The sequence below is a fragment of the Billgrantia gudaonensis genome (genome assembly GCF_900100195.1).
Lineage (GTDB): Bacteria > Pseudomonadota > Gammaproteobacteria > Pseudomonadales > Halomonadaceae > Halomonas > Halomonas gudaonensis.
The window spans coordinates 16,007-40,463 of record NZ_FNES01000001.1 but is presented as its reverse complement, the minus strand read 5'-3'; the positions used below and the strand labels follow the sequence as shown (position 1 = coordinate 40,463).

The following is a 24,457-nucleotide window of genomic DNA, read 5'->3' as shown; positions in this document are numbered from 1 at the left end:
TAGTATCCGTACAGCTTTTGGACAACTATTTTTTTCTCCCATCGGAGCCCTCGCGTCTTGGGGCCTCCGACCATTCACAGTCGAGGAGAACGCTCATGTACAAACTGGCTTTTTTCGTACCCACCGACGACGCCGAGACCGTCAAGGAGGCAGTGTTCGCCACCGGCGCCGGACGGATCGGCGACTATGAGGCGTGCTGCTTCCAGACGTCGGGCACCGGGCAGTTCCGCCCTCTGGCAGGAGCCAACCCGCATATTGGAAAAGTGGATGAGCTGGAGCGGGTCGAGGAGCTCAAGGTCGAGCTGGTGTGCGAAGATGCGCTGATTCGTCAGGCCGTGGCCGCCTTGAAGAAGGCTCACCCGTATGAAGAGCCGGCCTTCGACGTGTGGCGGCTGGAAACCTTCGGCTAGGCGGTTTCAGGTCCAGCACCGGTTCATGCCGAGCCGAAGTAGCGCTCGCGGTCCTCGGCAGTGATGTCGCTGATGTGCAGCGGGTAGGCCCCTTCTCGGCGGTCCTGGAAGAAGTGCCGGAGGGTACGCTCGATGGTGGGAAAGGCGAGTTCATCCCAGGGTATTTCGTGCTCTTCGAACAGCGCCACTTCCAGGCTTTCCGCGCCGGCATCGAAACTGCCCTCCAGGTCGGCGCGAAACATCATGTAGACCTGATCGATATGCGGTAGATTGATCAGGGTATAGAGACCGTGGATGCGCACCTCGGCGCAGGCTTCTTCCAGGGTCTCCCTGGCGGCCGCCTCGACGGTGGTTTCTGCGTTTTCCATGAACCCCGCCGGCAGCGTCCAGAACCCCAGTCGCGGCGCGATCGCACGCCGGCACAGCAGCACCCGCGAGCCGCTCACCGGCAGGGTGCCGGCAACGATGCGCGGATTCTGGTAGTGGATGGTACCGCAGGCATCGCACACATAGCGCGGCCGGTCATCGCCTTCCGGAATCGCAAAACGCACCGGTTGGGCACAGTGGCTGCAGTAGTTCATGGAACTCCCTGGAAGGCTGGTAACGGCTCGGGCACCGCCCGGATTCGGGCTTGACGCCGCGGAAGGCTGCCGGGTAGAAGGAATCAAACCCTGTGGAACCTCCATGTTAGAGAAACTTCGCGAACGCCTGCAAGCACATGCCCCGCGCCGGCTCGCGCTCGGCGGCGTCCCTCAGGCTGCGGTCCTGCTGCCGATCGTCGCCCACCCCGAGCCGACGCTGCTTTTCACCCGCCGTGCCGCGCATCTCGCCACTCACAGCGGCCAGGTGGCGTTTCCCGGCGGCAAGCGCGAACCTCACGACAGCGACCTGCTGGCCACGGCACTGCGCGAATCCGCTGAAGAAATCGATCTGCCGCCGGGGCGGGTCGAACTGATCGGCCGGCTCTCCGATGTGATGTCGCTGCACGGGATTCGCGTCACGCCGTACGTGGGCGTGATTCCGCCAGGCCTGCCGCTCACCCCTGACCCCGCCGAGCTGGATGCCATCTTCGAGGTACCGCTGACACTTTTCCTCGATGACCGACGCCACCATACCGACGTCATTCCGGTCAACGGCCGTCCCCACTACGTCCCCAGCTACCATACCGCCGGCGAGGTGATCTGGGGACTATCGGCAATGATGCTGGTGGAGCTGCTGGCCGAAGGGTTCGAGCGTCCGGTGAGCCTGTTCCAGGAGCCGGCGCACGGACGGCTCTGTTACTATCCCGAGCGCCCGTTATCCCATCCAAACCCGCTCGTGCTTACCTCGTGATGAGACACCGCGACTCGGAATGCGCGCCAAGCGTACGCATCGCCGAACTCGAAGCACGCATCGCCGAACTCGAGGCGGAGAAGGCGTCTCTCGAGGCAGAAAAGCGTCACTACCGGTGGCTGGCCGAGAGCACTACCGACCTGATCTCGTGCCACGCTCGGGACGGCACCTTCCTCTATGCTTCCCAGGCGGCTCGCGACCTGCTGGGCTATGCACCGGAGGAACTGATCGGGGCCTCCGCCTACGACCTGTTCCACCCATCGGACCTCGCTGACCTGCTCAACAAGTCGCCCCGCGTCTACTATCACGCCGGCTTCTACCAGTACACCTACCGCTTTCGTGCCAAGGACGGCCGCTACGTATGGTTCGAAACCACGAGCCGTACGCGCCGCGACCCGGACAGCGGCGAACTGCTCGACATCCTGTGCGTGTCCCGCGACGTCGGCCGTCGCATCCAGGCCGAAGCCAATCGCGAGCGCCTGGCCCAGGTGGTCGAATCGACCACCGACTACGTGCTCTTCGTCGACGGCGAGGAGCGTCTGTTCTACTCCAACGAAGCCGCTCGGCGCCTGCTGGGCCTGCCACGTGAAGCGCGGGAGTGTCGCCTGGATCATGCCTATACCCCCGAATCGCTCACCGTGCTGCGCGAGATCGTGATGCCGGCCGTGGCACGCTATGGCTCCTGGAGCGGCGAGCTGGCCATGTGCAGCCCCAACGGAGAGGTCCCCGTGCTGAGCGTGGTGCTCGCCCATCGCGGACGTGGTGCCACTGCCGATCACCTTTCGCTGCTCAACCGCGACATACGCCTGCGCCTGGCCACCGAGGCCCAGTCACGCCGTCATCAGGAGCAGATCGCCCATGCCAACCGCCTGGCCACTACCGGCGAGCTCGCCTCCAACATCGCTCACGAGCTCAATCAGCCACTGGGCACCATGGCCAACTATGCCAGCGGCGCGCTGATGCAGCTCGCCGCGGACCCACAGCGTCCCGCCAGCGACCTGGAAACGCCGCTCGCGCGAATCAACGATCAGGTGCAACGCCTCGCCGAACGCCTGCGCCACATTCGCACCTTCGTGCGCAAGGGCCAGACCCGACCGCGCCCCGTGCCCCTGCTCGAGGTCGTCGATGCCGCTTGCCGTCTTTGCGAGTGGCAATACCAGCAAAGCGGCATAACCCTGGAACACGCCCTGCCCGAGTCGCTACCGCGGGTGCTGGCAGACCCGGTTGCACTGGAGCAAGTGCTCATCAACCTGCTGATCAACGCCCTTGAGGCAAGTCGCGAGACGCCTGCTGCCGAACGGGTAACGATCCGTGCCCACCGCAGCGGCCCTCGTGAAGTGACCGTAACGGTCAGCGACCAGGGGCCTGGGGTTCCGCCAGAGCAGGCCGATCGTCTGTTCGTGGCGTTTCACACCACCCGCCGCGAGGGCCTGGGCATGGGGCTGGCCATCAGCCACTCGCTGATGGAGGCAATGGGGGGCAACCTGCGTCTGGAGAACGGTTCCGACGGAGCCACCTTTGCCGCTACACTGCAAGCGGAAGCTGCGCTGCTGCCTCGGCCGCGCCCCGACTGACCCTTGGCCCGACTGCCCGGAGCGCCGCGTGCCTCACACCACCGACACCTCCGCCTGCATCGCCGTCGTCGACGACGACGAGGCGCTGCGCGAATCTCTCGCCTGGTTGCTCGACTCGGTGGGGTTGGCCACCTGTGCCTACGAGGACGGTGACGCCTTCCTCGCCGTCCCCGCGGACCGTCACGCCGCAGTGCTGCTCGACGTACGCATGCCCGGCCTCTCCGGGCTGCAGGTACAGCAGCATCTCAACGAGCGCGGCGACAGCGCGCCAGTGATCTTCATGACCGGCCATGGCGACGTGCCCATGGCCGTGGCGGCACTCAAGGCCGGTGCCTTCGACTTCATCGAGAAGCCCTTCAACCACCAGCAGCTCATCGACACCCTGCAGCAGGCGCTCACCGAATCTCACCGTACACGCCAGGCACGCAGCCGCCTCGAAACGCTACACGACCGCTACTGTGCCTTACGCCCCAAGGAGCAGCAGATCCTGGTGCACGTCGCCGAGGGCATGACCAGCCGCGAGGCTGCCGAACAGCTTGGCGTCAGCGCCAAGACCGTGGAGATCTACCGCCTGCGCGCCATGAAAGCGCTGGGCGCCGCCAACCTGGCCGAACTGGTGCGCCTCTGCGTGGCTCTGGGCCTGGTGGAGGCGCTGCCCGACCGCACTGGCGAGTGAGCGACTCCGCTGACTTCGCCTCAGGTTTTCAAGGCATCGAAAAAGCCCCGTTTGAGCCCCAGGTACTCGTAAAGGCCACCCGGCTCTTGCGGCTGGGGCTCGGGCTCTGGCTCGGGTTCCGGTGCGGGACGAATGGCAACGACCTGGCCATCCGGCGCATCCACGACGCTGCGCAGTTGCTCGTAATCGAGCGCTGCCATGGCCTCACCCCCGGCTGACTGACCGAGCAGCGTCAGTGCCTCCAGCAGCAATGCCATGCCCTCGTCCTGCTCTGCCAACGGCTCGTACGCCTGCACGTAAGGCGTACCCTCGTACCAGCCGGCCTTGATCGGTTGATCGATGATGTTCACCTGAGTGCCCACCGGAATCTGCTCGAACATCGATTCGATGTCCTCGGGGAACATGCGGATGCAGCCGCGGCTGGCGCGCATTCCGATGCCATCCGGCCGGTTGGTGCCATGAATCAGGTAGCCGTCGAAACCCAGCAGTATGGCGTGATCGCCGAGCGGGTTATCGGGCCCCGGCGGCACCACTCGGGGGGCTTCCTCGCCGCGCGCCTCGGCCTCCTCGCGCACCGACTCGGGAGGATACCAGGCCGGATTCTCGATGCGCATGGTGGTCTCGGTCTTGCCCAGCGGCGTGTCGAAACCTTCACGGCCGATACCGATGGGATAGGTCTCGACGCGCGGTATCTCGTCCTCTTCGACCTCGGGATAGTAATAGAGCCGGAGTTCGGCCACGTTGATGACGATGCCCTCGCGCGGCACCGGCGGCAGTAGACGCTGAGCCGGAATCACCACCTCGGTGCCCTCGCCCGGCATCCACACGCTCACCTCGGGGTTGGCACGGCGGATCTCTTCGTAGCCGACGTTGTGGCGGCGCGCGATATCGAGCAGCGTCTCGTCGGCCCGCGCTTCGACGGTGTAATCCTCGCCGATCAGGTCGCCCTCTTCGGGCAACGGATAGTGGCCCCTGGGCCAATCGTCGTCAGCATGGACCGACACGGCCCCGATCAGCAGGACGGTCGCCACGCTCAGAAGAAACCACAGTCGAGAAGCAGAGAACGCATGCATGTTGGCCATGGACCCGGTTAGCGGCAGAAAGGTCGAACAGTGTTCCATGTCGGTTGCGGGCCTGCAATACGGACCCGCTCAGCATTGGGCTTTTACCCTCTCCTCCTGGCCTTGCAACCGGGCTTGGGCCATGGCGCTGAGAGTGCCACGAATCGCGTGAACCCGTGTCCTGCACAGAGATCGTCTACGCAATGAGCGAGTGATGTAGGTCAAGAGGCATCGCTGACATCTGCACTACGCTGAGAGCGTACGCCCGTTGAACAGGAGCCCCTGGCATGCCATCGCGGCGCACGCCTGAACGATCTCAACACCGACATGGGCCCACGGGCTCGCTCGGTAGCACGCATGGAGAATGACCATGATTCTGCGCAAACACACTCTCGCACTCGGGCTCGCCCTGGCAATGACGGCCAGCGGTACCGGCGTCGCCCTCGCCCAGGGCATGCCGGACACACAAGCCGGGCAGGGAAGCGGCATGATGGGTAACCAGGACGGATACGGCCAAGGCAGGGGCCCCGGCATGATGGGCGGCCAGGGCGGATACGGCCCGGGCATGGGGCCCGGCATGATGATGGGCGGCCAGGGCGGATACGGCCCGGGCATGGGGCCCGGCATGATGATGGGCGGTCCGGGTGGATACGGCCCGGGCATGGGCCCCGGCATGATGATGGGCGGTCCGGGTGGATACGGCCCGGGCATGGGCCCCGGCATGATGGGGGGCGGCATGATGCCCTGCCCCATGATGGGCGGTTCACGCATGGGCATGATGCAGCAGATGCTCGAACCTGAGCAGCAGGGCAAGATGCGTGAGCTGATGCAGGCGCACCGTCAGGAACAGCTCGAACGCATGGGCGAAATGATGAATTTGCGTGACGATCTCATGACGCTGATGCAAGAGGCTCGGCCCAATCCTGAAGAGATTCAAGCGCTGCACGGCCAGATGGCCGATCTGCATGGCGAAATGCTGGCCGATCGGGTCCGCCACCATAATGCCCTGAACGACCTGCTCACCGACGAGCAGCGCGAACGGCTGCAGCGGACCACGCCCTGAGACATACGACCGTTGACGGTCATGGGCCCCATCCTCGAGCGTCGCAGGAGGGCCGCCACTTGGAGCACTGGCCCAATGACCGTCTCTTCCAGACACCCGCCGCCCAATGCTCCAGGGCGGGGCTGCGTAAGCGGAACGCATTGGGGTGGCAAGGAGGGCAAGGGCGCAAGCCATCTCGAGGGGACCATCGCCACCACGACGACTAACCGTTCTTGCGCCAGGTCAATGATCCGGCACGCCGTATCGGTTTCAATGTGAAGCATCGAAGACGAGGTAGCACGCATGACGCAGCTCGCCACATCATCACCGAGCAGAAGCGCAGGGGGCCGCCTGCTAGCGCTGCTCGTCGCGTTGCTGCTGGCGATGGCCAGCCTCCCCGGTCATGCGGGCATGGACCTCGAGAATGGCCATGGCGACTGCCTCACGCCCCATGTGCAGATGCCCGACGGTGCGGCCACCGATCCCGCCATGGATGCATCCGATCCTCCCACCGACGCTGTCGGATGTTCCGCCTGCTCCGCGCTTGCCCGTGGCATGCAGTTGGCCCTCGCCGACCCCGCCTCCCCGGCCATCGCCCCGGCGGTGGCCTTCGTCGCACGCAGCCCCCAGCCCCCGCGGCGCCCTCCCAAAGCCTGAACGAACGCCCGTCCACCGACAGCGTTACCCAATGTAGACCCGCGTTCTTCAGGAGGCATACCCATGCCGATCGACTGCCCCATGACTGGCAGCATGCTGGGCACCGTCATGCCCATCGCCGCACTCTTGCTGATCACCCTCGGCGTCGCCGCCCTGAGCAAGTACCTCTTCTTCACCCCGCGTAACGGAGCCACCTCATGAACCGTTCCATGACTTCCCTGCTGCTTTCCGGCGCTCTCGTACTGGGCGCCACCGCCACGGCCCACGCCGCCCCGGTGCCGGACGAAGCCACCCTCTACAAGAATCCGCAATGCGGCTGCTGTGACGGCTACGCGGAACATCTGGAGGCCAAAGGCATCAAGGTGACCGTCATCGACGACGTCGACATGGGCGAGATCAAGCAGGAAGCCGGCCTGCCTTACGGGCTCGGCTCGTGCCATACCGTCGAGATCGGTCGCTACACGGTCGAGGGCCACGTGCCCTTCGAGGCCATCGAAGCCCTGTTCGACCAGCAACTGCGCATCGACGGCATCGGCCTGGCCGGCATGCCCATCGGTACTCCGGGCATGCCCGGGCCCAAGAAGGAGGACTGGGATGTCTACCAGTTCACCGACCAGGAGCCGATGCCCTTCATGACACTGTAAGCTCACGCGCGCCGGCACACGCCGGCGCGCCTCTCTCCAACCGCGCCGTCACTGCCAGTCGGCGATATCCAGGTAGAGCCGCGCCTGGAACCCCTTACGGCTGCGCAGCGGTACATAGCCCTTACCCTCGTCATCCATACTGACCGCCTTGCCGCGGCCCTCTCCCCACTCCTCGTCGCCCAGCACGTAGCGCAGGCGCCAGCCTTGGCTGCTGGCCGTGGCCAGGATCACCAACTGCTCGCGAAACAGGTTCTCGTCCGGCACTCGGCGACTGACGAACCAGCGCCCACCGACCTTGAACTCGGTGCTGCGCACGGCGATGTCGGCCACGAACAGCATGGTGCGCCCCTGCTTGACGGTGATCTTGCTGCTGTCGAGATAGAGCGAGAACAACACCGGATGCCGGGCCCGTTCGAGCCCAAGCCGTTGGGGATGAAAGAGTTCGTCGTAGCGACGAAAGATCGCCGAGCCATGGGCCGAGCGACGATCCGAGAGCGACACCGGAGGAAAGCGACGCGGCGTTACCGTGCATTCGAAGTGGTAACCGCCCTCGATCGTTTCTCCGTCCTCCCGCGCCGACTGCACCGAAGGCGGCAGCGGCAGTTGCTCCACCACCAGGCGTCCCGCCACCCGGGCATCGCCGAACAGGAAACGCACCAGGTTCTGGTAGCCCGCTTCGGAGTTGACCATGCCGAAGCGGCCGCTGTGGCTCAGATAGGCATGCACCCGCGGCGCTCCTGCCACCCAGGCATTGTCGATGGTCACCAGGCCATCGCTCATGGGTCCCACGGCCAGACGTGCCGCGCCATAATCCTGGTGATTGGTGCCCACCAGGCAGAAGAATCGCTCGGGGGGAAAGCGCCCATCGAGATGGTTGACTCGCCCCTCCCGAGGGACGAGGTCGAGGTAGCGCGCCATGGTCTCGCGGTTGAAGTTGTCGATATCCCACACGTCGAGAAAGCGCGGCACGTTGAAGCCGGCCACTTCGATGCCGTCGTGGGGCGTGCCGTAGGTGAACACCTTGTCGACGCAGGCCCTCGCCTCGGCATCGCCGACGGCCTCGTTCTGCAGCAGACAGCGGCAGATCAACCCACCCATGGAGTGGGCCACCAGATAGACCCGAAACGCCGCTCGCGCCGCGGAGTCGTTGCCGCATACCCGATCGCGCAGCCACAGAATCTGTGCCGAGAGATCGTCGGCCGCCTCGATGATCGAGGGGCGTCGCCCGCGTCCCGCGGCATCCTCGTAGTAGCGATGGATCAGCAGGCTCCGGCTCGGCAACTCGCCCTCATGAACGGCCCCATCCTGATAGATGTCGCGGTAGCCGTAATCCTTCATCAACCGAACCACCGGCGACTCGAACAGGAAGGTGTGCAACTCGCCCCCCGGCCCCTGTCGCACCCGGGACGAGCCGCGATTGAACCCCATGTAGGGGGTATGAATGGTGTCTTCGATCTCGCTGTCGCGCATGGCGAAGCCACGCACGTAGAGGATCGGATGGAAACGCGCTTCTCGTGACATGGCTGCCCTCCTGGCCGGCGTCTCGCATGTCCTGCGCAGGCCACGTCACCCCCCTATCCAGGAGGCGAGACGCACCGGCACCATCCTCAGCATAGACAATGGAGCGGTCGGGTCAGAAACCAGGATCCAGCGAATCAGCCCACGCCGCGAGCGACCGGAGTCCCGCTCAGGACATCGGCTCCACCAACAACCGATAGCCAATGCCGGCTTCGGTGTGCAGCAGGTAGGGTTTTTGCGGGTCATCGCCCAGCTTGTGGCGCAGCTTGCTGATCACGATGCGCAGGTAGTGGGTATCCTCGGCGTGAACGGGCCCCCAAACCTCGCGCAACAGTTGGGTCTGCGTCACCACCCTGCCGGCATGGCGACAGAGCCGCGCGAGCACCGCGTACTCCTTGGGTGTGAGATGTACGGGAATCGCGTCCTTGAACACTTCCCTGGTGGCAAGGTCGATGACGACTTCGCCCCTGACGAAGCGCGAACTCGCTCCCGCCAGCGAGGCATGAAGCGGATGGCGCAGCAGCGCACGAATGCGTGCCAGCAATTCGCGAATGCCGAAGGGCTTGGTGACATAATCGTTCGCGCCGCGATCCAGGGCACGCACCTTCTCGCTCTCCTGACCGCGCACCGAAACGACGATGACCGGCACGGAACTCTCGGCTCGTAACGCATCGAGCACCTCTTGCCCGTCCATGTCGGGCAGTCCCAGATCGAGCAGCACCAGATCCGGCAAGCTTTCGCGCACCTGGGCCAGGCCCTCTCGGCCGGTCGATGCCTCGAGCACCAGGAAGCCCTGCGACGTCAGGCTGATGCGCAGGAAGCGGCGGATTTGCGGCTCGTCGTCGACGACCAGTACCCGGCGCGGCTCAGTCGTCATGACCCGCTGCCTCCGGCGCCAGGTTCTCCGGCAGCGGCAGGCGCATCACGATCCGCGTGCCCGTGCCGCCATTAGCGGCCTCGGCACGAATGCTGCCGCCATGGGCGCCGAGCATGCCACGGCAAATGGCCAGCCCCAGCCCACTGCCGTAGCGACGACGGTCGCCTTCGCCACCGGTATGGAACATGTCGAACACGGCCTCGCGCTGCTCAACGGGAATGCCCGGCCCCTGATCGCTGACCTCGATCACCAATTCATGGGCATCGGGGTCGTGGTGCCCACGCAAGGTCACTCGTCCACCTGCCGGCGAAAAGCGCGCTGCGTTGTCGATCACGTTGACCAGTGCCTGTTCGATCAGCGCCGGATGAACGTGCAGCAACGGCAGGTCATCGGGCCAGTCACGCACGACGTCCAGACCTTCCAGCTCCGAGCCCAGACGCTTTAGGGCGCCGGCCACCAGATCGTCGAGGGCGATCCAGTCACGCTCGATCTTGAGCCCTCCCTGCCCCAGGCGCGTCATGTCGAGCAGGTTCTGGATATAGCGGTTGAGCCGTTCGCTCTCGGCCAGGATGCCGTCGAGCAGCTGGCGCCGGTCGTCTTCGCTGAGCTGCGGGGCCAGCTCACGCAGCGAGCTGGCGGCGCCGATGATCGAAGCCAGTGGCGTGCGCAGATCGTGGGACACCGACGACAGCAAGGCTGCGCGCAGCCGCTCGTTCTCTTCCGAGACCCGCGCCTCGCCGAGATCGGCCACCAGACGGGTGCGCTCCAGTGCCATGACCAGCTGGCGGACCAGCGTATCGATCAGCGCCTCTTCGTCGGGACCGAGGCCATCGTCACGCACCGCCAGCTCCAGCCCGACAACCCCCAATACCCGCGATTGCTCGACGAGCGGCAGGAAGCGCCAGCGCAACGTAGGCTGTTCTTCGGTCCCGAAGCCACATGGCCGGCGATGCTGCCAGCACCAACGCGCCGCTGCATCGGACGCTCCATCGAGGGCGATGTCGGCGGGAATGCCGGCACGCACCGCCAAGTCGCCATCCTCCGTGTGAGAATCGAGAAACACCACCGGCACGGCCAGCCACTGCTCCAGAGTGGCCAAACCAATGTCGCGCACTTGCTCGCGATCGGTCGCTGCCGACAGGGCCCGCGAATAGCTCAACAGGCGGTGGGTCTGTTCGCGGCTGGCGCGCAGGGCCAGCAAGCGCTGCCGTCCTCGGCCGGCAAGCTGGCCTACCACCACCGCGACCAGCAGGAAGAAAGCGACCGTCAGCAGCTGCTCGCGTTGTCCGATGGCCAGCGAGAAGCGGGGCTCGGTAAAGAAGAGGTTGAACGCCAGAAACCCCAGCACGGCGCTGAACATGGCGGCACGGGTTCCCGTCAGGACGGCACTGACCAGCACCGCTGCCAGGAACACCAGGGACAGATTGGCCAGCTCCAGCCAGGCATCGAGCCCCCCGGCCACTACCAGAGCCCCCAGAGTACTCAGCAACGCAATGCCCGGCTCACGCCAGCGCAGCGGGGGGCGTACCCGCCGCGGTCGAAACCGCGGTCGTGGACCGGCCTCGGCCACCACTACCAGATCGAAAGCTCCGCCCTTGTGCAACAGGCGATCGACCAGCGGGCGACGCCAGAAACGCCACCCCGAGGGCCGCGGACGCGCCACCACCAGCGTGGTGGCCTGCTGGGCCCACGCATAGTCGAGCAGCTCACTGGCTCGTCCCTGCCCCTGGATCAGCCGCGTCTCGCCGCCAAGGCGTGCGGCCAGGGCAAATGCCTGCTCCAGACGCAAGCGGCGGCGAGGCGTGGCTTGGCCGTTGTCCACATGCACTGCCCGCCAGCGCATGCCGTCGCGTTGCGCCATCCGGTGGGCGGCCCGCACCAGCGCCAAGTCTTCCTCGCCACCGCTCAAGGCAACCAGCAGTTGTACGCGGGATGACCGCGGCGGAGGCGCCTCCGCAGCCAGTGGCTCCGTTTCGGCAGACTGTCGTGAATCATCGCTATCGCGCATCGTCCCTCTCGTTCGTCCATCCGGCACCGGCCTAACGCCGCCAGAACGTGGGTGTCAGCAATACCAGCACGGTGAGAATTTCCAGTCGTCCCATCAACATGCCCAAGCACAGCAACCACTTGGCAGCCTCTGGCAGACTCGCGAAGTTGCCTGCCGGGCCAATGGTTTCGCCCAGCCCCGGGCCGACATTGGCCACCGCCGTGGCCGCACCCGACAGCGCCGTCACCAAGTCGAGTCCCTGCAGAGCGAGTCCCAGCGCCAACCCGGCGATGGTCAGGAAAAAGAAGAACGAGAACGCCACTACCCCACGGGTGACGTCGTCGGTGAGCGGTTGACCGTTGTAGCGCGAAGCGAAGATCCCCTGAGAGTGACTCAAGAAACGCAGTTGGTTGCGCAACAGGATAGCGGCAATCTGAAAGCGGAAGATCTTCATGCCACCGCTGGTAGAGCCGCTGCAGCCACCGACGAACGTCAGATAGAAGAACGCTGCGTAGGCCAACGGCCCCCAAAGACTGTAGTCCTGCGAGGCATAGCCGGTGGTAGTGACGACCGAAACCACGTTGAAGGCGACATGCGTCAGCGCATCGAAAGGCGCCACGCCCTGCCAGCTGCGCCAGGCACTGAGCAGCAGGATCACCAGCCCCAGCAGCAACAGCAACCCCTGAACCTGCTGGTCTCGCCACAGTGCCAGGCGGGCACCGCGCAGGGTACGTATGTAGAGCACGAACGGCAGGGCTCCGGCAAGCATGAACAGGGTGGCCAGCCACAGCAGGTGCGGCTGGTCGGCGTAGGCGCCGAAGGAGGCATCGAAGTTGGCGAAGCCGCCCGTCGCCAAGGAGGTCATGGCATGCACCACGGCATCCAGCGGCGTCATTCCTCCCAGCCAGTAAGCCACCCCGGCCAGCGACGTGAAGCCAACGTATATCGACAGGGTCGCCTTGGCGATCCCGCCGGTGCGCGGCATCACCTTGTCCGACCAGTCCGACGATTCGGTGTGGAACAGCCGCATGCCGCCCACCTTCAGAAATGGCAGGATGGCAATGCCCATCACGATGATGCCGATGCCTCCCAGCCACTGCATGATCCCGCGCCACAGCTTGAGGCCGTCGGAAAGGCCCTCGATCCCCACCAGCACCGTCGAGCCCGTGGTGGTGATCGCCGATACCGACTCGAAGACGGCGTTGGTAAAGGAGAGATGTGGCGCCCCGAACACCAGGGGCAGGCTGGCAAAACCACTGATGGTCACCCAGCTCAGCGTGGTCAGCACGAACATCTGCCACGGCTTGAGTTCGACGGCCACCTTGACGGTGGCCAGCCAGGCCAGCGCCACGGCCAGCAGTACCACCAGCATCGAAAGCAAGAAGGCTCGGGCGTCCGGATCCTTCTCGATGAGCAGCACCACCAGCGGCACCGCCATGAACAGCGCCAGCACCAGCCACAGCACGGCGAGCACTTTGAGCACTGGTGCCCAGCGGTGGATGCGTTCGCCACCTTGCCAACGCGGCCGTATCGTCACTGGCCCACCTCCCGGTACTAGGGATGTCGATGAATCGGGCTACCCTGGATGAATGCCGGGGCACGCCAATGGAAGCATCCATCGGCCTAAAAAATCCGTAAAAATCAGGAACGCAGTGCGCGGCGCTTCTCCTGAACCGTGAGCACCGCCAGCGTCAGCAGGGTAATCGGCAACACGAAATACAGCATGGCCGAGCTGAACCCCGTCAACGCATCGTGCTGCGTGGCGGCAAGAATCAGATAGAGGCTGTAAGCGATGTAGTAGCCGAGCAGCACGCCTCCCTCCCAGCGGCTGATCGTACCGGCGGTGAAACCGATAGGCAGGCAGGCCAGTGCCACGGCCATCATCACCGGGATATCGAAGTCGACCATCGCTGGGGCCACGGCGATGCCGGATGGAGCCAACAGCCCGGCCAGGCCGAGCACGCCGAGCACATTGAAGATGTTGCTGCCCACCACGTTGCCCACGGCGATGTCACGCTCGCCGCGCATGGCCGCGACGACCGAGGTTGCCACCTCGGGCAGCGAGGTGCCGGCGGCGATGATGGTCAGCCCGATCACCTGTTCGCTGACACCCAGGTAGACGGCAAAGGCAACGGCACCTTCCACGAACCAGTTGGCTCCCACCACCAGCAGAGCCAGTCCCCCCACCGCCATCCCCAACTGGAGCGGCCAGGGGGAGGCAGCACCGGCCGGCACCTCGGGCGCAGTACCGGCCATTGCACGGCGGTTCTGAAAGAAGAGCCACACCACATAGACGGCCAGCCCCATCGCCAGCAGCAGTCCGTCCAAGCGGCCGATGGCACCGTCCAGTGCCAACAGCCATACCAATACCGAGAGGGCGATCATCAAGGGAATGTCGAAGCGCACCAGTTGCTGAGCCACAGCCAGCGGCACGATCAGCGCCGAGATACCCAGGATGAACAACACATTGAAGATGTTGCTGCCCACTACGTTGCCCACGGCAATGTCGGCCCGATCGGCGAAGGCCGCCTCGAGGCTCACCGCCAGCTCCGGCGAACTGGTGCCGAAAGCGACGACCGTGAGCCCGACGATCAATGGCGAGATCCCCAGTCGCCCGGCGAGGTTCGAGGCACCGCGCACCAGCCCCTCCGCCCCGACGATCAGCAACAGCAATCCTGCGATGAAAGCGGCAACGACCATGCTATCCATTCCTTCCTTTCATGTGACGACCCGACCCTGGGCCGCGGCACTGCGTCAGCATCGGGCGCCGCCGGCGCAGTGTCCAACGAAGAATAGCTATCGGGGGAGGCCAAAACCACCGCCCAGGCCCGGTCTCAGGGCTGTCGCACGTAGCGGCCAGGAGCCTCGTCGAGCGGAGGGTGACGCTGGCTGCCCAGGCCCGGGGGCGCCAGCGTGCCGCTGGAGTGCGCCACCAGCCACTGTTGCCAAGCCGGCCACCAGGAGCCCTGTTGCTCCGGTGTGGTCTCCTGCCAGCTCAGCGGATCCACGTAGGGCTCTCCATGGCGCTGGGTACGCATCTGGAAGCGCCGTCGCGGGTGCCCCGGCTCGCTGACGATGCCGGCATTGTGGCCGCCGTTGGTGAGCAGGAAGGTCACCTCGTCGGTATCGGTCAGCAGATGGATCTTGTAGACCGACTGCCAAGGTGCCACGTGGTCTTCGGTGGTGGCCACGGCCAGGATCGGCACGCGAACGTTCTGGATCGCCACCGGGCGATGGCTCACCTGGTAGCGGCCGCTGGCGAGGTCGTTGTCGAGGAAGAGGCGGCGCAGGTACTCGGAATGCATGCGATAGGGCATGCGCGTGATGTCGGCGTTCCAGGCCATGAGTTCGTTCATGGGCTGGCGCTCGCCGAGCAGGTAGTCGTGCACCAGTCGCGACCAGATCAGGTCGTTGGAACGCAGGATCTGAAAGGCGCCGGCCATCTGGTAGCCGTCCAGATAGCCCTGGTCCCACATCATGTTCTCCAGGTAGGCGACCTCGCTCTCGCCGATGAACAGCATCAGCTCGCCGGCCTCGGTGAAATCCACCTGGGTGGCCAGGGTGGTGAGCGAAGCCAGTCGCTCGTCGCCGTCGCGGGCCATGCCGGCCGCCGCAATGCTGAGCAGCGTGCCACCCAGGCAGTAGCCCACGCCGTGCACTCGCGGCTGACCCGTGATCTCCGTGACCGCGTCCAGCGCCGCCATGGGACCCAGGCGCCGGTAGTCCTCCATGCTCAGGTCGCGCTCATCGGAACCCGGGTTGCGCCACGAGATCATGAACACCGTATGGCCCTGGGCGACCAGGTACTCCACCAGCGACTTGCCCAGCGCCAGATCGAGCACGTAGTACTTCATGATCCAGGCGGGCACGATCAACATCGGCTCGGCATGGACCCGCTCGGTCGTGGGCGCATACTGGATCAACTCGATCAGCCGGTTGCGATAGACGACCTTGCCCGGAGTCACTGCCAGGTTCTCGCCGACCCGGAAGCGTTCGACTCCCACCGGCGGTTTGCCCGACACCGCCCGCTCCCAATCCACGACGAAATTCTGCCAGCCGTCCACCAGGTTCCTGCCGCCGGTGCGCAGCGTGGCCGCGACGACCTCAGGGTTGAGCCAGGGCACGTTGGAGGGCGAGCAGCGATCGAGCAGTTGGCGGGTCACGAAGTTGACCACCCGTTCGCGCTGGGGAGGCAGTCCCTCCACCTCGGTGGTGGCGTTGTGCCACCACTGCTGGGTCAGTAGAAAGGACTGGTGGATGACGTTGTAGGGCCACTGTTGCCAGGCCTCACCGGCAAAACGTCGATCGTGGGCCATGGGGTCGATGCACGGTGGAGCCGCGGGATCGCGCGCCAGCCGTTGGGCGTACTGGCTCAGGCGCAGCGACTTGCGCAGGGCCTTCTCTCCCAGCTCCACCTGCTTGCCCGGCGACAGCGCCAGATGCGCCAGCCACTCGAAGTAGACGCTGGCCAGCCCGGCTGGCGAAATGCCCGCCGTCAGCCGGGCCAGATTGGCCTTGAAGGCACGATCCAGCGCGTGGGAGGGATAGAAGCCCGGGCTGGGGCGCGCCTCCTCGCTGGGGAAGGGCGCACAGGGGGTGGGCGGAACGGCGTCGCTGGCAAGACGGTCATGTTCGGTCATGATGCGGTGCTCCCATTGCGGATGCTGCCGGCCAGCGCGAAGCCGACGGCAGTCGACTATTGGTCAGCCTAGTCGATATTGCAGCGCATCATGTTGACGTCGATCCGGGAAACAGCCAGCGCGGCACTACGTGCAGGAAAACCAGCATGCCGACGAGTTCCACCAGCGACTGGAAGACCACCACTACCACGGCAATGTCGAAGCCGGCCGGCAGCGCCAGGGCCAGCGGCAGTACCACGAAGGAATTGCGCGATCCGAAGCTGAAGGCCAGCACCCGCCCTTGGGCCACCGGCAGATCGAAGGCGCGGCTCATCAGCCAGGCCAGGCCCGCCGCTAGTGCCAGAAACGCCGCATAGAGCGGCAGCAGGCGCAACAGGATGCCGGGCGCCGTCGACAGCGTCTCGAGCTGTCCCGCGGCCACCGCGCAAAGCACCAGGGCCAGCAGCGGTACCGGCAACCAGCCCAGCGCCTCGACGCACCGCTGGCGAGACACAACGTCCTTCGCCCAGCGTTCGGTGGCGAAGGCCAACAGCAGCGGCACCACGATCAAGCCGCCGAAGGCCAGCAGCAGTTCCCGCTGGGCCACTCCCGCCAGGGTGGCTTGCCCCAGGAATAGCCACAGGTAGAGCGGTAGCAGAGCGAGCTGCAGCAACAGGCTCAGCGGCGTGAAGGCGATGGCCGTGGAAGTGTCGCCGCCGCCCAGGTGAGTGAAGGAGAGAAACCAATCGGTGCAGGGCAGCAGCAGTACCAGCATCACCCCGAGACGCAGCCCCGGCTCATCGGGCAACCACTGCACCAGGCCCCAGACGATGAGCGGAATTGCCGCGAAGTTGCCCAGTACGGCTGGCGCAAGAAAGCGAGCGTTCGCCAACCCATAGCGCAGCCGAATCAGCGGCACCTGAGTGAAAGTGGCATAGAGCAGCACACCCAGCAGCGGCCAGATGAGAGCCCCCAGGAGATCGGCCGTCGCCGGTGAGCGAGCGCCCACCACCAGGCCGACAACGATGGCGACGAGATAGACGACGACCTGGTAGCGCTCGAACGCCTCGCGCATGGCTCAATCGGATGCGGTGAGAGACTCGCCAACGCGCAAGGTCTCTCCTGCGCCTGCCAGCAGCGTGGCATTCTGGCCGAAGTACCCGCCCGGCTTGCCGAAGTGAGCGCTCATTTCCACCAGGGTGCGCAAGGGCTCGCCGGGCACGCGGATCTCACCGCTGAGCTGGTCGACGGTGGTGATCTTGCAGCGCTGACACGCCTTGCGCAGCCCCAGGCGAAAGCGCCCACCGGCTCCATGCAGCGCATCCCAGCCGTTCTCGGCGAACGCCTCGGCCTCGGCGACCACGACATTGGGACGAAAGCGGCTCATGGGTACCGGGTCGAGCCCCTTCTGCGCCAGGGTGGCGTTGACGGCTGCCAACGAGGCGTCGTTGGTGATCAGGAACGGGAAGCCGTCGGCGAAGGCAGTATGCGCCCCCTCCCCGCGCTGATAGCGGGCGTCCACGGCACGCTGTTCCTCCAGGGGGAAGCGCACCAGGCGCAGACCGCTGCCCTTGACGCCGCCCAGCACGTCGGTGAGCCAGCGTGCCGCCTCGGCGCCCTCATCCAGCGCCCGGCAGCGATCCTCCCAGACATAGGCCGTCAACGATGGCTGGTCGTCGCGCGCCAGCTCGATGCGCAGCGTCGCTGCATCGGTGTGGTGCAACTCCAGACGCTCGGCCGTCAAATGAACGCTCACTTGCGCCATGGCGGGAAGTTGGCGCTGGGTCACGAAGCGCCCGACGTCGTCCACTATCATCCAGTGACGGTCGAAGGCCAGGCCGCGCACGCCGAGTTCGGCCTGCTCCAGGGCAATGCCGCGCAGCGACTTGACCGGATAGATGTTGAGTTCGGAGATGCGCATGGTGGACTCCCTGTCACTGACATCGTGGCGGAAGACGGGTCTTCACGCTTCCAGGGCGCACTCGACGGCCCGGGCCGCATGCAGCGCTGCGGTATCATAGAGCGGCACTGCAGTGTCGTCCTGCTGCACCAGCAAGGCGATCTCGGTACAGCCGAGGATCACCGCCTCGGCCCCGCGCTCGTGCAGCCCGTCGATGACGCCCAGATACTCTGCCTGCGATGCCGGCTCGATGCGGCCCTGACAGAGCTCCTCGTAGATGACGCGATGCACCGTCTCGCGCTGGGACTCGTCCGGCACCAGCACCTCGATGCCGAAGCGCTCGACCAATCGCTCCCTGTAGAACGGCTGCTCCATGGTGAAACGCGTGCCCAGCAGCCCCACGCGGCGCAAGCCATCTGCGGCCAGACGCTGGGCGGTGGCATCGGCGATGTGCAGCAACGGGATGTCGATGGCCGCTTCGATCTGCGGCGCCACCTTGTGCATGGTGTTGGTGGCGATCACCAGGAAATCCGCCCCAGCTCGCTCGACCTGCTGCGCGGCACGGCTCAGCATCGCCCCGGTTTCTTCCCAGCGCCCCTGATGCTGCAGTGTCTCGATTTCGGCGAAATCGACGCTGACCATGGCGATCTTCGCCGAATGCAGCCCGCCCAGTGCCGCTTTCACGCCCTCGTTGAGGGCACGATAGTAGCTCTGCGTGGACTCCCAGCTCATGCCACCGAGTAGTCCGATGGTTTTCATGATGTGTTTCCCGGACGAAAGCCAATCGTGTTGAAGGCGATGAAGGCTGCGGCACTTACAGCCGCTGAATGTCGACAAGATAACCGATGATGGGATAGCCCGCCCGCTTGGCAGCCTTTTCGGCTTCCAACTGGGCCTCGAGTTTGGAGATGCTGGTCGAGCGATGCTCGAAGACGGTATCCACGTCGAGCTGGCGCTTGCGAACCGCCAGCTTGACCCGGTGGCCGGTCTTCATCGTCTCGGCGGATTCCGCCGGCTCGGCAGTGCTCTTGGCCGGACGACCGGGCGCTGCCGCACCGCGGCCCGGCTGACGTGGCTTGCGCTTGTCGGGCTTGAGAAACGCATCGATCTCGCGCTGCATGTTCTCTTCGAATTCGTTCAATTCCGATGCCATCTGCACTCCAATGGTTGCTACTGATAATGGCGAGTGTACCAGACAGACACACTCAGACCGCCTTTTCCAGAGTACTGAGGTAACACGCCGGACGCACGGACCACTTCAGCAGGTTCAATCCCGCCCACAACGTCACCTGGTTGGCGGTCAGCACGACCCGGCCCGTCTCACGATTCATTGCCTCGACCAGCGTCAATGAATCGATTGCCGTATCCGGCACCAGCAACGGGCGCTGCGTGCCGGGATGCGCATCACAAAAAGCGCGCACTTCGGCCATGATGTCCATGCGATGAGAATCCGCAGCGTAGCGGCAATCCAGTGCCTTGGTGCGCTCGACCGTCACGCCGCTCTCGGCCAGAAAGTTCGCCAGGGCCTGGGTAACGGCGGGCGGATAGGCTCCGAGCAGATCGACGGAACGCACTTCCAGTGCCCCCAGCGCATCGCGAAACGCCAAGGCAGTGCTGGTTACCGGCACCCCGAGGCGGCGCTCCAGCTCCCGCGACTGGGCCAGCGCCCACTCCAGCCCGCCGATGAAGCTGGCGCTGGTGCAGGCCCACACTACGGCCCCGCAACCGGCTCGCTCGACCAGCCGCTGTCCCACCGGCGCCAGCCGCTCGGGTGCCCCTAGGGCCGTCAGCGCGCCATGCTCATGGTGGCCATCGCTTGCCACTCTGCCCACGACGATGGCGGGCAGATCGCCGGCCTGAACGGCGGCACTGCATTCGAGAGCGTGCCATTCGTAATCGGCCGGTCCGTCATCGGGCAACAGGATGCCAAGACGCTGCTGGCTAGACATGAAAAGCTCCTACGGATGAAAAGGACGTTACCCATCACCGACCGTCGGACTCGAAGCCCGCGAGCAGCCCAACCTCTGCTCGACCCTGCTTGACGGTGGGCCGGGTGAGATACTGTGGACTCGAAAGATGGCGTGGCCCTAACTTGCTCCACAACATCCATCGGTTCAACTCCTGAGAGGAATGGCTACGCGCCATGGCGCGCGGGTATCGGATGATCTAGGCACCGCAGCATCGTCGGAAGCGCTTTGCCACCTGGCGCGCCATTTTTTAGAATCATCGCAGGCATGCCGATTCCCAGGGGGGGCTATCCACTTCGACATTGCTCTTGGCTATCTGCTGCCATGGGAATTCTCACCGACCTGGTCCTTGGCCTGTCTGCTCGCCATTGCACTCTATCTGCGAGGCCTGCGGCGCCGCCGGCTTGGCAACGTGTCGACAGGAACGGGCCGAACGGTAGCCTATCTGCTGGGCGTCGTGGCGATCTATGCCGTCACCCAAACGCATTACGACTATCTCTCCCAGTACATGTTCTTTGCCCATCGCGCCCAGCATCTGGTACTGCATCACGCCGCCCCTTTCCTGATCGCCCTGGCCGCCCCACTGCCAGTGCTTGCCGACGGCTTGCCGGCACACATCCGACACATGCCGGGCAAGGAATCTGCAATCGCCTTGTCACGCCCCGTCTATCGGTTGCTTCAGCACCCTTTCGTCGCCCCGGTGCTGTTCGTTGGGCTGATCTATTTCTGGCTGGTGCCCGAGATCCACTTCGACGCCATGCTCAGTGCGGACCTCTACCAGGTGATGAACTGGAGCATGGCGCTGGATGGTCTGCTCTTCTGGTGGCTGGTCTTCGATCGTCGCACACCGCAACGGGGTGGCCTGGGCTATGGCAAGAGGATCGTCCTCCTGCTGGCGGTCATTCCGCCGCAGATCCTCTTGGGTGCCTATATCACATTTAGCCAGGACGTGATCTTCGATGTCTACGAGGTTTGCGGCCGCGCCTGGCCACTGGCCGCTCTGGACGATCAGCGCATCGGCGGCCTGGTGACCTGGATTCCGGCCTCGATGATGAGTGTCATTGGAATCTTGATCGTTCTCGGTTTTCTTTTCCGTCAGGCCCGTCATGAGGATGCCGCGCATGCCTCTCACGTCACCCGCTAGTTCGCATCGCCATCGGCGACGGAGTCGAGGCGACCCGGCCCCTTGCCCGCAGGCAGCCATCGAGCGCCGCCTTGCGCGCCGCTCCCCCCGAGACAGCAGGAGAATCAGGATGCACCGATGGATCGTGACGGCAGTCGCCTCGCTCTGGCTGGCAGGCTGTGGTGAGCCGGCCTGGCAGACCAAGGACATCTCCGGTCTGATGCCTCCTCTGGAATTCGAACTGGTCGACGAGAACGGGCACGACGTGGAGGCCGACCAATACCTCGGCAAGAGCACCCTGCTGTTCTTCGGCTTCACCCACTGCCCTGACGTCTGCCCGGCCACCCTCGGCCGCCTCGAAGCCGCCATCGGTCGCCTGGATGAGTCGGCGCGCGACGACATCCAGGTGCTGTTCGTCTCGGTAGACCCACGCCGCGATGACCCCGAGACGCTACGCGCCTACACCGAATCCTTTGGCGCCAGGTTCATCGGCCTCACGGGGAATCGGGCGGCACTCGATGCACTGACGCGTCGGTATCGCGTCACCTACGGGTATGGCGAAGCCGACGACGACGGCAACTACGCAGTGTCGCACTCCAGCGCCGTATTCGGCTTCGATGAACGCGGGGAGGCCCGCGTGCTGATACGCGACAGCGACCCGATGGAAGCGGTCGTGGCTGACCTCGAAAGACTGGCCGACGGGGCCTAGATACCCCCTGTCGCTGGCCGCTGATCGACCGATGCGCAACGCCAACGCAACGGGCGACGGGCGCCGCCCGCTGCGTTGTCCGCTTGGCGTCACGACACCTCGAGCGCGACCTTGAGCACGCCGTCGCGCTGGTGGGAGAAGAGGTCGTAGGCCTCGACGATCCGATCCAGCGGGTAGCGATGGGTGACCATGGGGCCGAGGTCGAGGCGACCGCTATCGATGATCTGCATCAGCCGGCGCATGCGTTCCTTGCCGCCGGGGCACAGCGAAGTGACGATGCGGTTGTCGCCCAGACCGGCGCTGAAGGCATCCAGCGGGATGGTCAGGTTCTCCGAGTAGACGCCGAGGCTAGACAGGGTGCCGCCGGGCTTGAGCACCCGCAGGGCGTTCTCGAAGGTGCTCTGCAGGCCCAACGCCTCGATGGAGGCATCGACGCCGCGCCCGCCGGTGATCTTGAGGATCTCGGAGACCACGTCCACCTGGCGGAAGTCGATCACGATGTCGGCCCCCATCTTGCGGGCCATTTCCAGGCGCTCGTCGACGCCATCCACGGCGATGATCAGGCCTGCCCCGCGCAGCCGGGCACCGGCAGTGGCGCACAGGCCGATGGGGCCCTGGGCGAAGACGGCCACCGTATCGCCGATCTTGATGTTGGCCGATTCGGCGCCGGCGAAACCGGTGGACATGATGTCCGGGCACATCAGCACCTGCTCGTCAGTGAGGGCATCGGGGACCGGCGAGAGATTGGCCTGGGCATCCGGCACGCGCAGGTATTCGGCCTGGGCCCCGTCGATGGTGTTGCCGAAGCGCCAGCCGCCCATGGGCTTGTAGCCGTGGCCATGGTGGCCGCCGTCCTGAGCGCTGCAGCCGTCCTGGCAGGCGTAGGAGGTGAAGCTCGGGCAGATCGCCCCGGCGATCACCCGCTGCCCTTCGGCGTAGCCCTGCACGTTGGCGCCGAGCTTCTCGATGACGCCCACTGGCTCGTGGCCGACGGTGAGTCCCCTTTCCACCGGGTATTCGCCCTTGAGGATGTGCACGTCGGTACCGCAGATGGTGGTGGTGGTCACGCGGATCAGCGCATCGTTGGGGCCGATGTCGGGCAGCGGCTTGTCGTCGATCTCGATGCGCCCGGGCTCGACGAAGATGGCGGCCTTCATCATGGTGGGCATGGGAGAACTCCTGATGGACGATGGAGAAATGCCTCTAAGCTATAGCACAGAGTCGAACCACCCTGCGCTTGATCTCGATCAAGCGTCTCTCACTCTCCGCCCACCGTGCCTTACCACGAGCCTCTTCCTATTCCAAGGCGGGAGTCTTACCCTTTGCTTCCTCCCCCTGATGACGACAAGGACACTGGATGTCTCCGGCCGATACCCTACGCCTGCTGCTGCTGTCCTCGCTGTGGGGACTCTCGTTCATCTTCATGCGCGTGGCCGTGCCCGAGTTCGGGCCCGTGTCGCTGATCCTGGTACGCATGGGGGTGGGGGCGCTGCTGCTGGTGCCGCTGCTGCTCGGCGTGCGCTACTTCCAGCTGGCATGGGAGAACAAGGGTCGCCTGTTCGTGCTGGGGCTGATCAACCACGTGCTGCCCTTCTCGTTGTTGGCATTGGCCACCACGCGGCTGGAAGCGGGGTTCACGTCGTTGATCAACGCCACCACGCCGATCTTCACCGCCCTGCTCGGCGCGCTGTTCTTCGCCACGCCGATCCTGCGCCAGCAGTATCTGGGCCTGGCCCTGGCGCTGTTCGGCGTCTACGTGCTCTCGGCGGACCGGCTCGACTTCGCTCTGGGCGGCGATGGCTGGTTCATCCTCGCCGTGCTGGGCGCCACCTTCTGCTATGGCATTGCCGGTAACTACTCCAAGACCCATCTCTCTCACCTCCCGGTGCGGGTGCTGGCCGCCGGCAGCACCGCCATGTCGGCGCTGATCCTGCTGGTGCCGGGGCTGATGCTGTGGCCCGCCGAACCGATCAGCGGCCTGGCCTGGGTCAACGGGCTGGCATTGGCGGTGCTCAGCACCACCGCGGCCTTCCTGCTCTACTTCGGCCTGATCGCCAGTGCCGGCGCCACGGCAACCTCCACCGTCACCTTCCTGGTACCGGTGAGCGCGCTGGCATGGGGCTTCGTGCTGCTCGGCGAGCGCCTCAGCCTGCAGGTGCTCGCCGGCATGGCGATCACCCTGGTGGGCACCGCCATCGCCACGCGGATGATTCGGCTGCGCCGGGTTCAGCGCGAGCCGACGCCTTAGCCAGGGCTCTCAGGAGGCGTGCAGCGCGCGCGCTCCACGACGCTGCGTGAGGAGGCGCCGCCCTTGAACGCAGGGAAGAGGGCGACGTGCAGCTACCGCTCGGTCATCGACAT

Annotated in this window: 25 protein-coding genes; 11 read left to right on the top strand and 14 right to left on the bottom strand. The window is 65.4% G+C overall.

Going from position 1 to position 24,457, the window contains the following annotated elements; genetic code table 11:
• Window positions 1-95: 95 nt before the first annotated feature.
• Window positions 96-410 (top strand): YqfO family protein, encoded by a 315-nt coding sequence (locus BLP96_RS00200; RefSeq protein ID WP_089681893.1) that lies wholly within the window; start codon window positions 96-98, stop codon window positions 408-410.
• Between the two features lie 23 nt (window positions 411-433).
• Here BLP96_RS00200 and BLP96_RS00195 read toward each other — a convergent pair whose 3' ends face one another.
• Window positions 434-991, bottom strand: a complete 558-nt coding sequence (locus tag BLP96_RS00195) for an NUDIX hydrolase (RefSeq protein WP_089681891.1) — start codon at window positions 989-991, stop codon at window positions 434-436.
• 103 nt (window positions 992-1,094) lie between these two features.
• On the opposite strand from BLP96_RS00195, the gene BLP96_RS00190 reads away from it, so the two are divergent.
• Genes BLP96_RS00190 through BLP96_RS00180 form a run of 3 tightly spaced genes read left to right on the top strand, consistent with a single transcriptional unit; the run spans window position 1,095 to window position 3,992 of the window.
• A complete protein-coding gene (locus BLP96_RS00190) occupies window positions 1,095-1,742 on the top strand; it encodes a CoA pyrophosphatase (RefSeq protein ID WP_089681889.1) in 648 nt (215 codons plus the stop codon).
• On the top strand, window positions 1,742-3,316 hold the full coding sequence (locus tag BLP96_RS00185; protein ID WP_089681887.1) for a PAS domain S-box protein: 1,575 nt from the start codon (window positions 1,742-1,744) through the stop codon (window positions 3,314-3,316). Before BLP96_RS00190 ends, BLP96_RS00185 begins: the two co-directional genes overlap by 1 nt.
• A 28-nt stretch (window positions 3,317-3,344) precedes the next feature.
• Window positions 3,345-3,992 carry a response regulator transcription factor gene (locus BLP96_RS00180; RefSeq protein WP_089681885.1) on the top strand — a complete coding sequence of 216 codons (648 nt, stop codon included), beginning with the start codon at window positions 3,345-3,347 and terminating at the stop codon, window positions 3,990-3,992.
• A gap of 20 nt (window positions 3,993-4,012) precedes the next feature.
• On the opposite strand, the gene BLP96_RS00175 is transcribed toward BLP96_RS00180, so the two are convergent.
• Window positions 4,013-5,065, bottom strand: a complete 1,053-nt coding sequence (locus BLP96_RS00175; RefSeq protein ID WP_089682548.1) for a L,D-transpeptidase family protein — start codon at window positions 5,063-5,065, stop codon at window positions 4,013-4,015.
• Between the two features lie 358 nt (window positions 5,066-5,423).
• Between BLP96_RS00175 and BLP96_RS00170 the strand changes: the two genes are divergently transcribed.
• The 4 genes from BLP96_RS00170 to BLP96_RS00160 all read left to right on the top strand — a co-directional run bounded on the left by BLP96_RS00170 (window position 5,424) and on the right by BLP96_RS00160 (window position 7,396).
• A complete protein-coding gene (locus tag BLP96_RS00170; protein ID WP_089681884.1) occupies window positions 5,424-6,116 on the top strand; it encodes a Spy/CpxP family protein refolding chaperone in 693 nt (230 codons plus the stop codon).
• Window positions 6,117-6,398: 282 nt separating this feature from the next.
• On the top strand, window positions 6,399-6,752 hold the full coding sequence (locus BLP96_RS00165; protein ID WP_089681883.1) for a hypothetical protein: 354 nt from the start codon (window positions 6,399-6,401) through the stop codon (window positions 6,750-6,752).
• Window positions 6,753-6,815: 63 nt separating this feature from the next.
• A complete protein-coding gene (locus tag BLP96_RS20030) occupies window positions 6,816-6,953 on the top strand; it encodes a hypothetical protein (RefSeq protein WP_176761412.1) in 138 nt (45 codons plus the stop codon).
• A complete protein-coding gene (locus tag BLP96_RS00160; protein ID WP_089681881.1) occupies window positions 6,950-7,396 on the top strand; it encodes a DUF411 domain-containing protein in 447 nt (148 codons plus the stop codon). The genes BLP96_RS20030 and BLP96_RS00160 overlap by 4 nt, the downstream gene beginning before the upstream one ends.
• 48 nt (window positions 7,397-7,444) lie before the next feature.
• Here BLP96_RS00160 and BLP96_RS00155 read toward each other — a convergent pair whose 3' ends face one another.
• From BLP96_RS00155 to BLP96_RS00105, 11 genes are all read right to left on the bottom strand, one after another.
• Window positions 7,445-8,917: an esterase/lipase family protein gene (locus tag BLP96_RS00155; protein ID WP_089681879.1), complete on the bottom strand. Its 1,473-nt coding sequence runs from the start codon at window positions 8,915-8,917 to the stop codon at window positions 7,445-7,447.
• A gap of 166 nt (window positions 8,918-9,083) precedes the next feature.
• Window positions 9,084-9,791 carry a response regulator gene (locus tag BLP96_RS00150; RefSeq protein ID WP_089681877.1) on the bottom strand — a complete coding sequence of 236 codons (708 nt, stop codon included), beginning with the start codon at window positions 9,789-9,791 and terminating at the stop codon, window positions 9,084-9,086.
• Window positions 9,781-11,799: a DUF4118 domain-containing protein gene (locus BLP96_RS20275; RefSeq protein WP_089681875.1), complete on the bottom strand. Its 2,019-nt coding sequence runs from the start codon at window positions 11,797-11,799 to the stop codon at window positions 9,781-9,783. The genes BLP96_RS00150 and BLP96_RS20275 overlap by 11 nt, the downstream gene beginning before the upstream one ends.
• A gap of 31 nt (window positions 11,800-11,830) precedes the next feature.
• Window positions 11,831-13,309, bottom strand: coding sequence for a Trk system potassium transporter TrkI (gene trkI, locus BLP96_RS00140; RefSeq protein ID WP_089682546.1), 1,479 nt, complete (start codon window positions 13,307-13,309; stop codon window positions 11,831-11,833).
• A 110-nt stretch (window positions 13,310-13,419) separates the two neighbouring features.
• Window positions 13,420-14,478, bottom strand: a complete 1,059-nt coding sequence (locus BLP96_RS00135) for a calcium/sodium antiporter (RefSeq protein ID WP_218118558.1) — start codon at window positions 14,476-14,478, stop codon at window positions 13,420-13,422.
• A 134-nt stretch (window positions 14,479-14,612) separates the two neighbouring features.
• Window positions 14,613-16,418, bottom strand: a complete 1,806-nt coding sequence (locus tag BLP96_RS00130) for a PHA/PHB synthase family protein (RefSeq protein WP_089681871.1) — start codon at window positions 16,416-16,418, stop codon at window positions 14,613-14,615.
• A gap of 88 nt (window positions 16,419-16,506) precedes the next feature.
• A complete protein-coding gene (locus BLP96_RS00125; RefSeq protein ID WP_089681869.1) occupies window positions 16,507-17,472 on the bottom strand; it encodes a bile acid:sodium symporter in 966 nt (321 codons plus the stop codon).
• 3 nt (window positions 17,473-17,475) lie between these two features.
• Window positions 17,476-18,318: an MOSC domain-containing protein gene (locus BLP96_RS00120; protein WP_089681867.1), complete on the bottom strand. Its 843-nt coding sequence runs from the start codon at window positions 18,316-18,318 to the stop codon at window positions 17,476-17,478.
• Window positions 18,319-18,360: 42 nt separating this feature from the next.
• Window positions 18,361-19,056, bottom strand: a complete 696-nt coding sequence (locus BLP96_RS00115) for an aspartate/glutamate racemase family protein (RefSeq protein WP_089681865.1) — start codon at window positions 19,054-19,056, stop codon at window positions 18,361-18,363.
• 55 nt (window positions 19,057-19,111) lie between these two features.
• Window positions 19,112-19,450 (bottom strand): hypothetical protein, encoded by a 339-nt coding sequence (locus BLP96_RS00110; RefSeq protein ID WP_089681863.1) that lies wholly within the window; start codon window positions 19,448-19,450, stop codon window positions 19,112-19,114.
• 52 nt (window positions 19,451-19,502) lie between these two features.
• A complete protein-coding gene (locus tag BLP96_RS00105; protein WP_089681861.1) occupies window positions 19,503-20,246 on the bottom strand; it encodes an aspartate racemase/maleate isomerase family protein in 744 nt (247 codons plus the stop codon).
• Window positions 20,247-20,427: 181 nt separating this feature from the next.
• Between BLP96_RS00105 and BLP96_RS00100 the strand changes: the two genes are divergently transcribed.
• Complete coding sequence (locus BLP96_RS00100; RefSeq protein WP_089681859.1) at window positions 20,428-21,408, top strand: cytochrome c oxidase assembly protein; 981 nt, start codon at window positions 20,428-20,430, stop codon at window positions 21,406-21,408.
• A gap of 109 nt (window positions 21,409-21,517) precedes the next feature.
• Window positions 21,518-22,096, top strand: coding sequence for an SCO family protein (locus tag BLP96_RS00095; protein WP_089681857.1), 579 nt, complete (start codon window positions 21,518-21,520; stop codon window positions 22,094-22,096).
• An 89-nt stretch (window positions 22,097-22,185) separates the two neighbouring features.
• Here BLP96_RS00095 and BLP96_RS00090 read toward each other — a convergent pair whose 3' ends face one another.
• Window positions 22,186-23,265 (bottom strand): NAD(P)-dependent alcohol dehydrogenase, encoded by a 1,080-nt coding sequence (locus BLP96_RS00090; protein WP_089681855.1) that lies wholly within the window; start codon window positions 23,263-23,265, stop codon window positions 22,186-22,188.
• Window positions 23,266-23,453: 188 nt separating this feature from the next.
• Here BLP96_RS00090 and BLP96_RS00085 point away from each other — a divergent pair, with 188 nt between their 5' ends.
• Entirely contained in the window at window positions 23,454-24,344 is an 891-nt protein-coding gene (locus BLP96_RS00085; protein ID WP_089681852.1) for a DMT family transporter, read from the top strand.
• Window positions 24,345-24,457 lie beyond the last annotated feature (113 nt).

Excerpts from the sequence above, each read along its gene's own strand:
- BLP96_RS00200 (WP_089681893.1), top strand. The coding sequence starts at position 96 with ATGTACAAACTGGCTTTTTTCGTACCCACCGACGACGCCGAGACCGTC.
- BLP96_RS00195 (WP_089681891.1), bottom strand. The coding sequence starts at position 991 with ATGAACTACTGCAGCCACTGTGCCCAACCGGTGCGTTTTGCGATTCCG.
- BLP96_RS00190 (WP_089681889.1), top strand. The coding sequence starts at position 1,095 with ATGTTAGAGAAACTTCGCGAACGCCTGCAAGCACATGCCCCGCGCCGG.
- BLP96_RS00185 (WP_089681887.1), top strand. The coding sequence starts at position 1,742 with ATGAGACACCGCGACTCGGAATGCGCGCCAAGCGTACGCATCGCCGAA.
- BLP96_RS00175 (WP_089682548.1), bottom strand. The coding sequence starts at position 5,065 with ATGCATGCGTTCTCTGCTTCTCGACTGTGGTTTCTTCTGAGCGTGGCG.
- BLP96_RS00170 (WP_089681884.1), top strand. The coding sequence starts at position 5,424 with ATGATTCTGCGCAAACACACTCTCGCACTCGGGCTCGCCCTGGCAATG.
- BLP96_RS00165 (WP_089681883.1), top strand. The coding sequence starts at position 6,399 with ATGACGCAGCTCGCCACATCATCACCGAGCAGAAGCGCAGGGGGCCGC.
- BLP96_RS20030 (WP_176761412.1), top strand. The coding sequence starts at position 6,816 with ATGCCGATCGACTGCCCCATGACTGGCAGCATGCTGGGCACCGTCATG.
- BLP96_RS00160 (WP_089681881.1), top strand. The coding sequence starts at position 6,950 with ATGAACCGTTCCATGACTTCCCTGCTGCTTTCCGGCGCTCTCGTACTG.
- BLP96_RS00155 (WP_089681879.1), bottom strand. The coding sequence starts at position 8,917 with ATGTCACGAGAAGCGCGTTTCCATCCGATCCTCTACGTGCGTGGCTTC.
- BLP96_RS00150 (WP_089681877.1), bottom strand. The coding sequence starts at position 9,791 with ATGACGACTGAGCCGCGCCGGGTACTGGTCGTCGACGACGAGCCGCAA.
- BLP96_RS20275 (WP_089681875.1), bottom strand. The coding sequence starts at position 11,799 with ATGCGCGATAGCGATGATTCACGACAGTCTGCCGAAACGGAGCCACTG.
- BLP96_RS00135 (WP_218118558.1), bottom strand. The coding sequence starts at position 14,478 with ATGGTCGTTGCCGCTTTCATCGCAGGATTGCTGTTGCTGATCGTCGGG.
- BLP96_RS00130 (WP_089681871.1), bottom strand. The coding sequence starts at position 16,418 with ATGACCGAACATGACCGTCTTGCCAGCGACGCCGTTCCGCCCACCCCC.
- BLP96_RS00125 (WP_089681869.1), bottom strand. The coding sequence starts at position 17,472 with ATGCGCGAGGCGTTCGAGCGCTACCAGGTCGTCGTCTATCTCGTCGCC.
- BLP96_RS00120 (WP_089681867.1), bottom strand. The coding sequence starts at position 18,318 with ATGCGCATCTCCGAACTCAACATCTATCCGGTCAAGTCGCTGCGCGGC.
- BLP96_RS00115 (WP_089681865.1), bottom strand. The coding sequence starts at position 19,056 with ATGAAAACCATCGGACTACTCGGTGGCATGAGCTGGGAGTCCACGCAG.
- BLP96_RS00110 (WP_089681863.1), bottom strand. The coding sequence starts at position 19,450 with ATGGCATCGGAATTGAACGAATTCGAAGAGAACATGCAGCGCGAGATC.
- BLP96_RS00105 (WP_089681861.1), bottom strand. The coding sequence starts at position 20,246 with ATGTCTAGCCAGCAGCGTCTTGGCATCCTGTTGCCCGATGACGGACCG.
- BLP96_RS00100 (WP_089681859.1), top strand. The coding sequence starts at position 20,428 with ATGGCTACGCGCCATGGCGCGCGGGTATCGGATGATCTAGGCACCGCA.
- BLP96_RS00095 (WP_089681857.1), top strand. The coding sequence starts at position 21,518 with ATGCACCGATGGATCGTGACGGCAGTCGCCTCGCTCTGGCTGGCAGGC.
- BLP96_RS00090 (WP_089681855.1), bottom strand. The coding sequence starts at position 23,265 with ATGCCCACCATGATGAAGGCCGCCATCTTCGTCGAGCCCGGGCGCATC.
- BLP96_RS00085 (WP_089681852.1), top strand. The coding sequence starts at position 23,454 with ATGTCTCCGGCCGATACCCTACGCCTGCTGCTGCTGTCCTCGCTGTGG.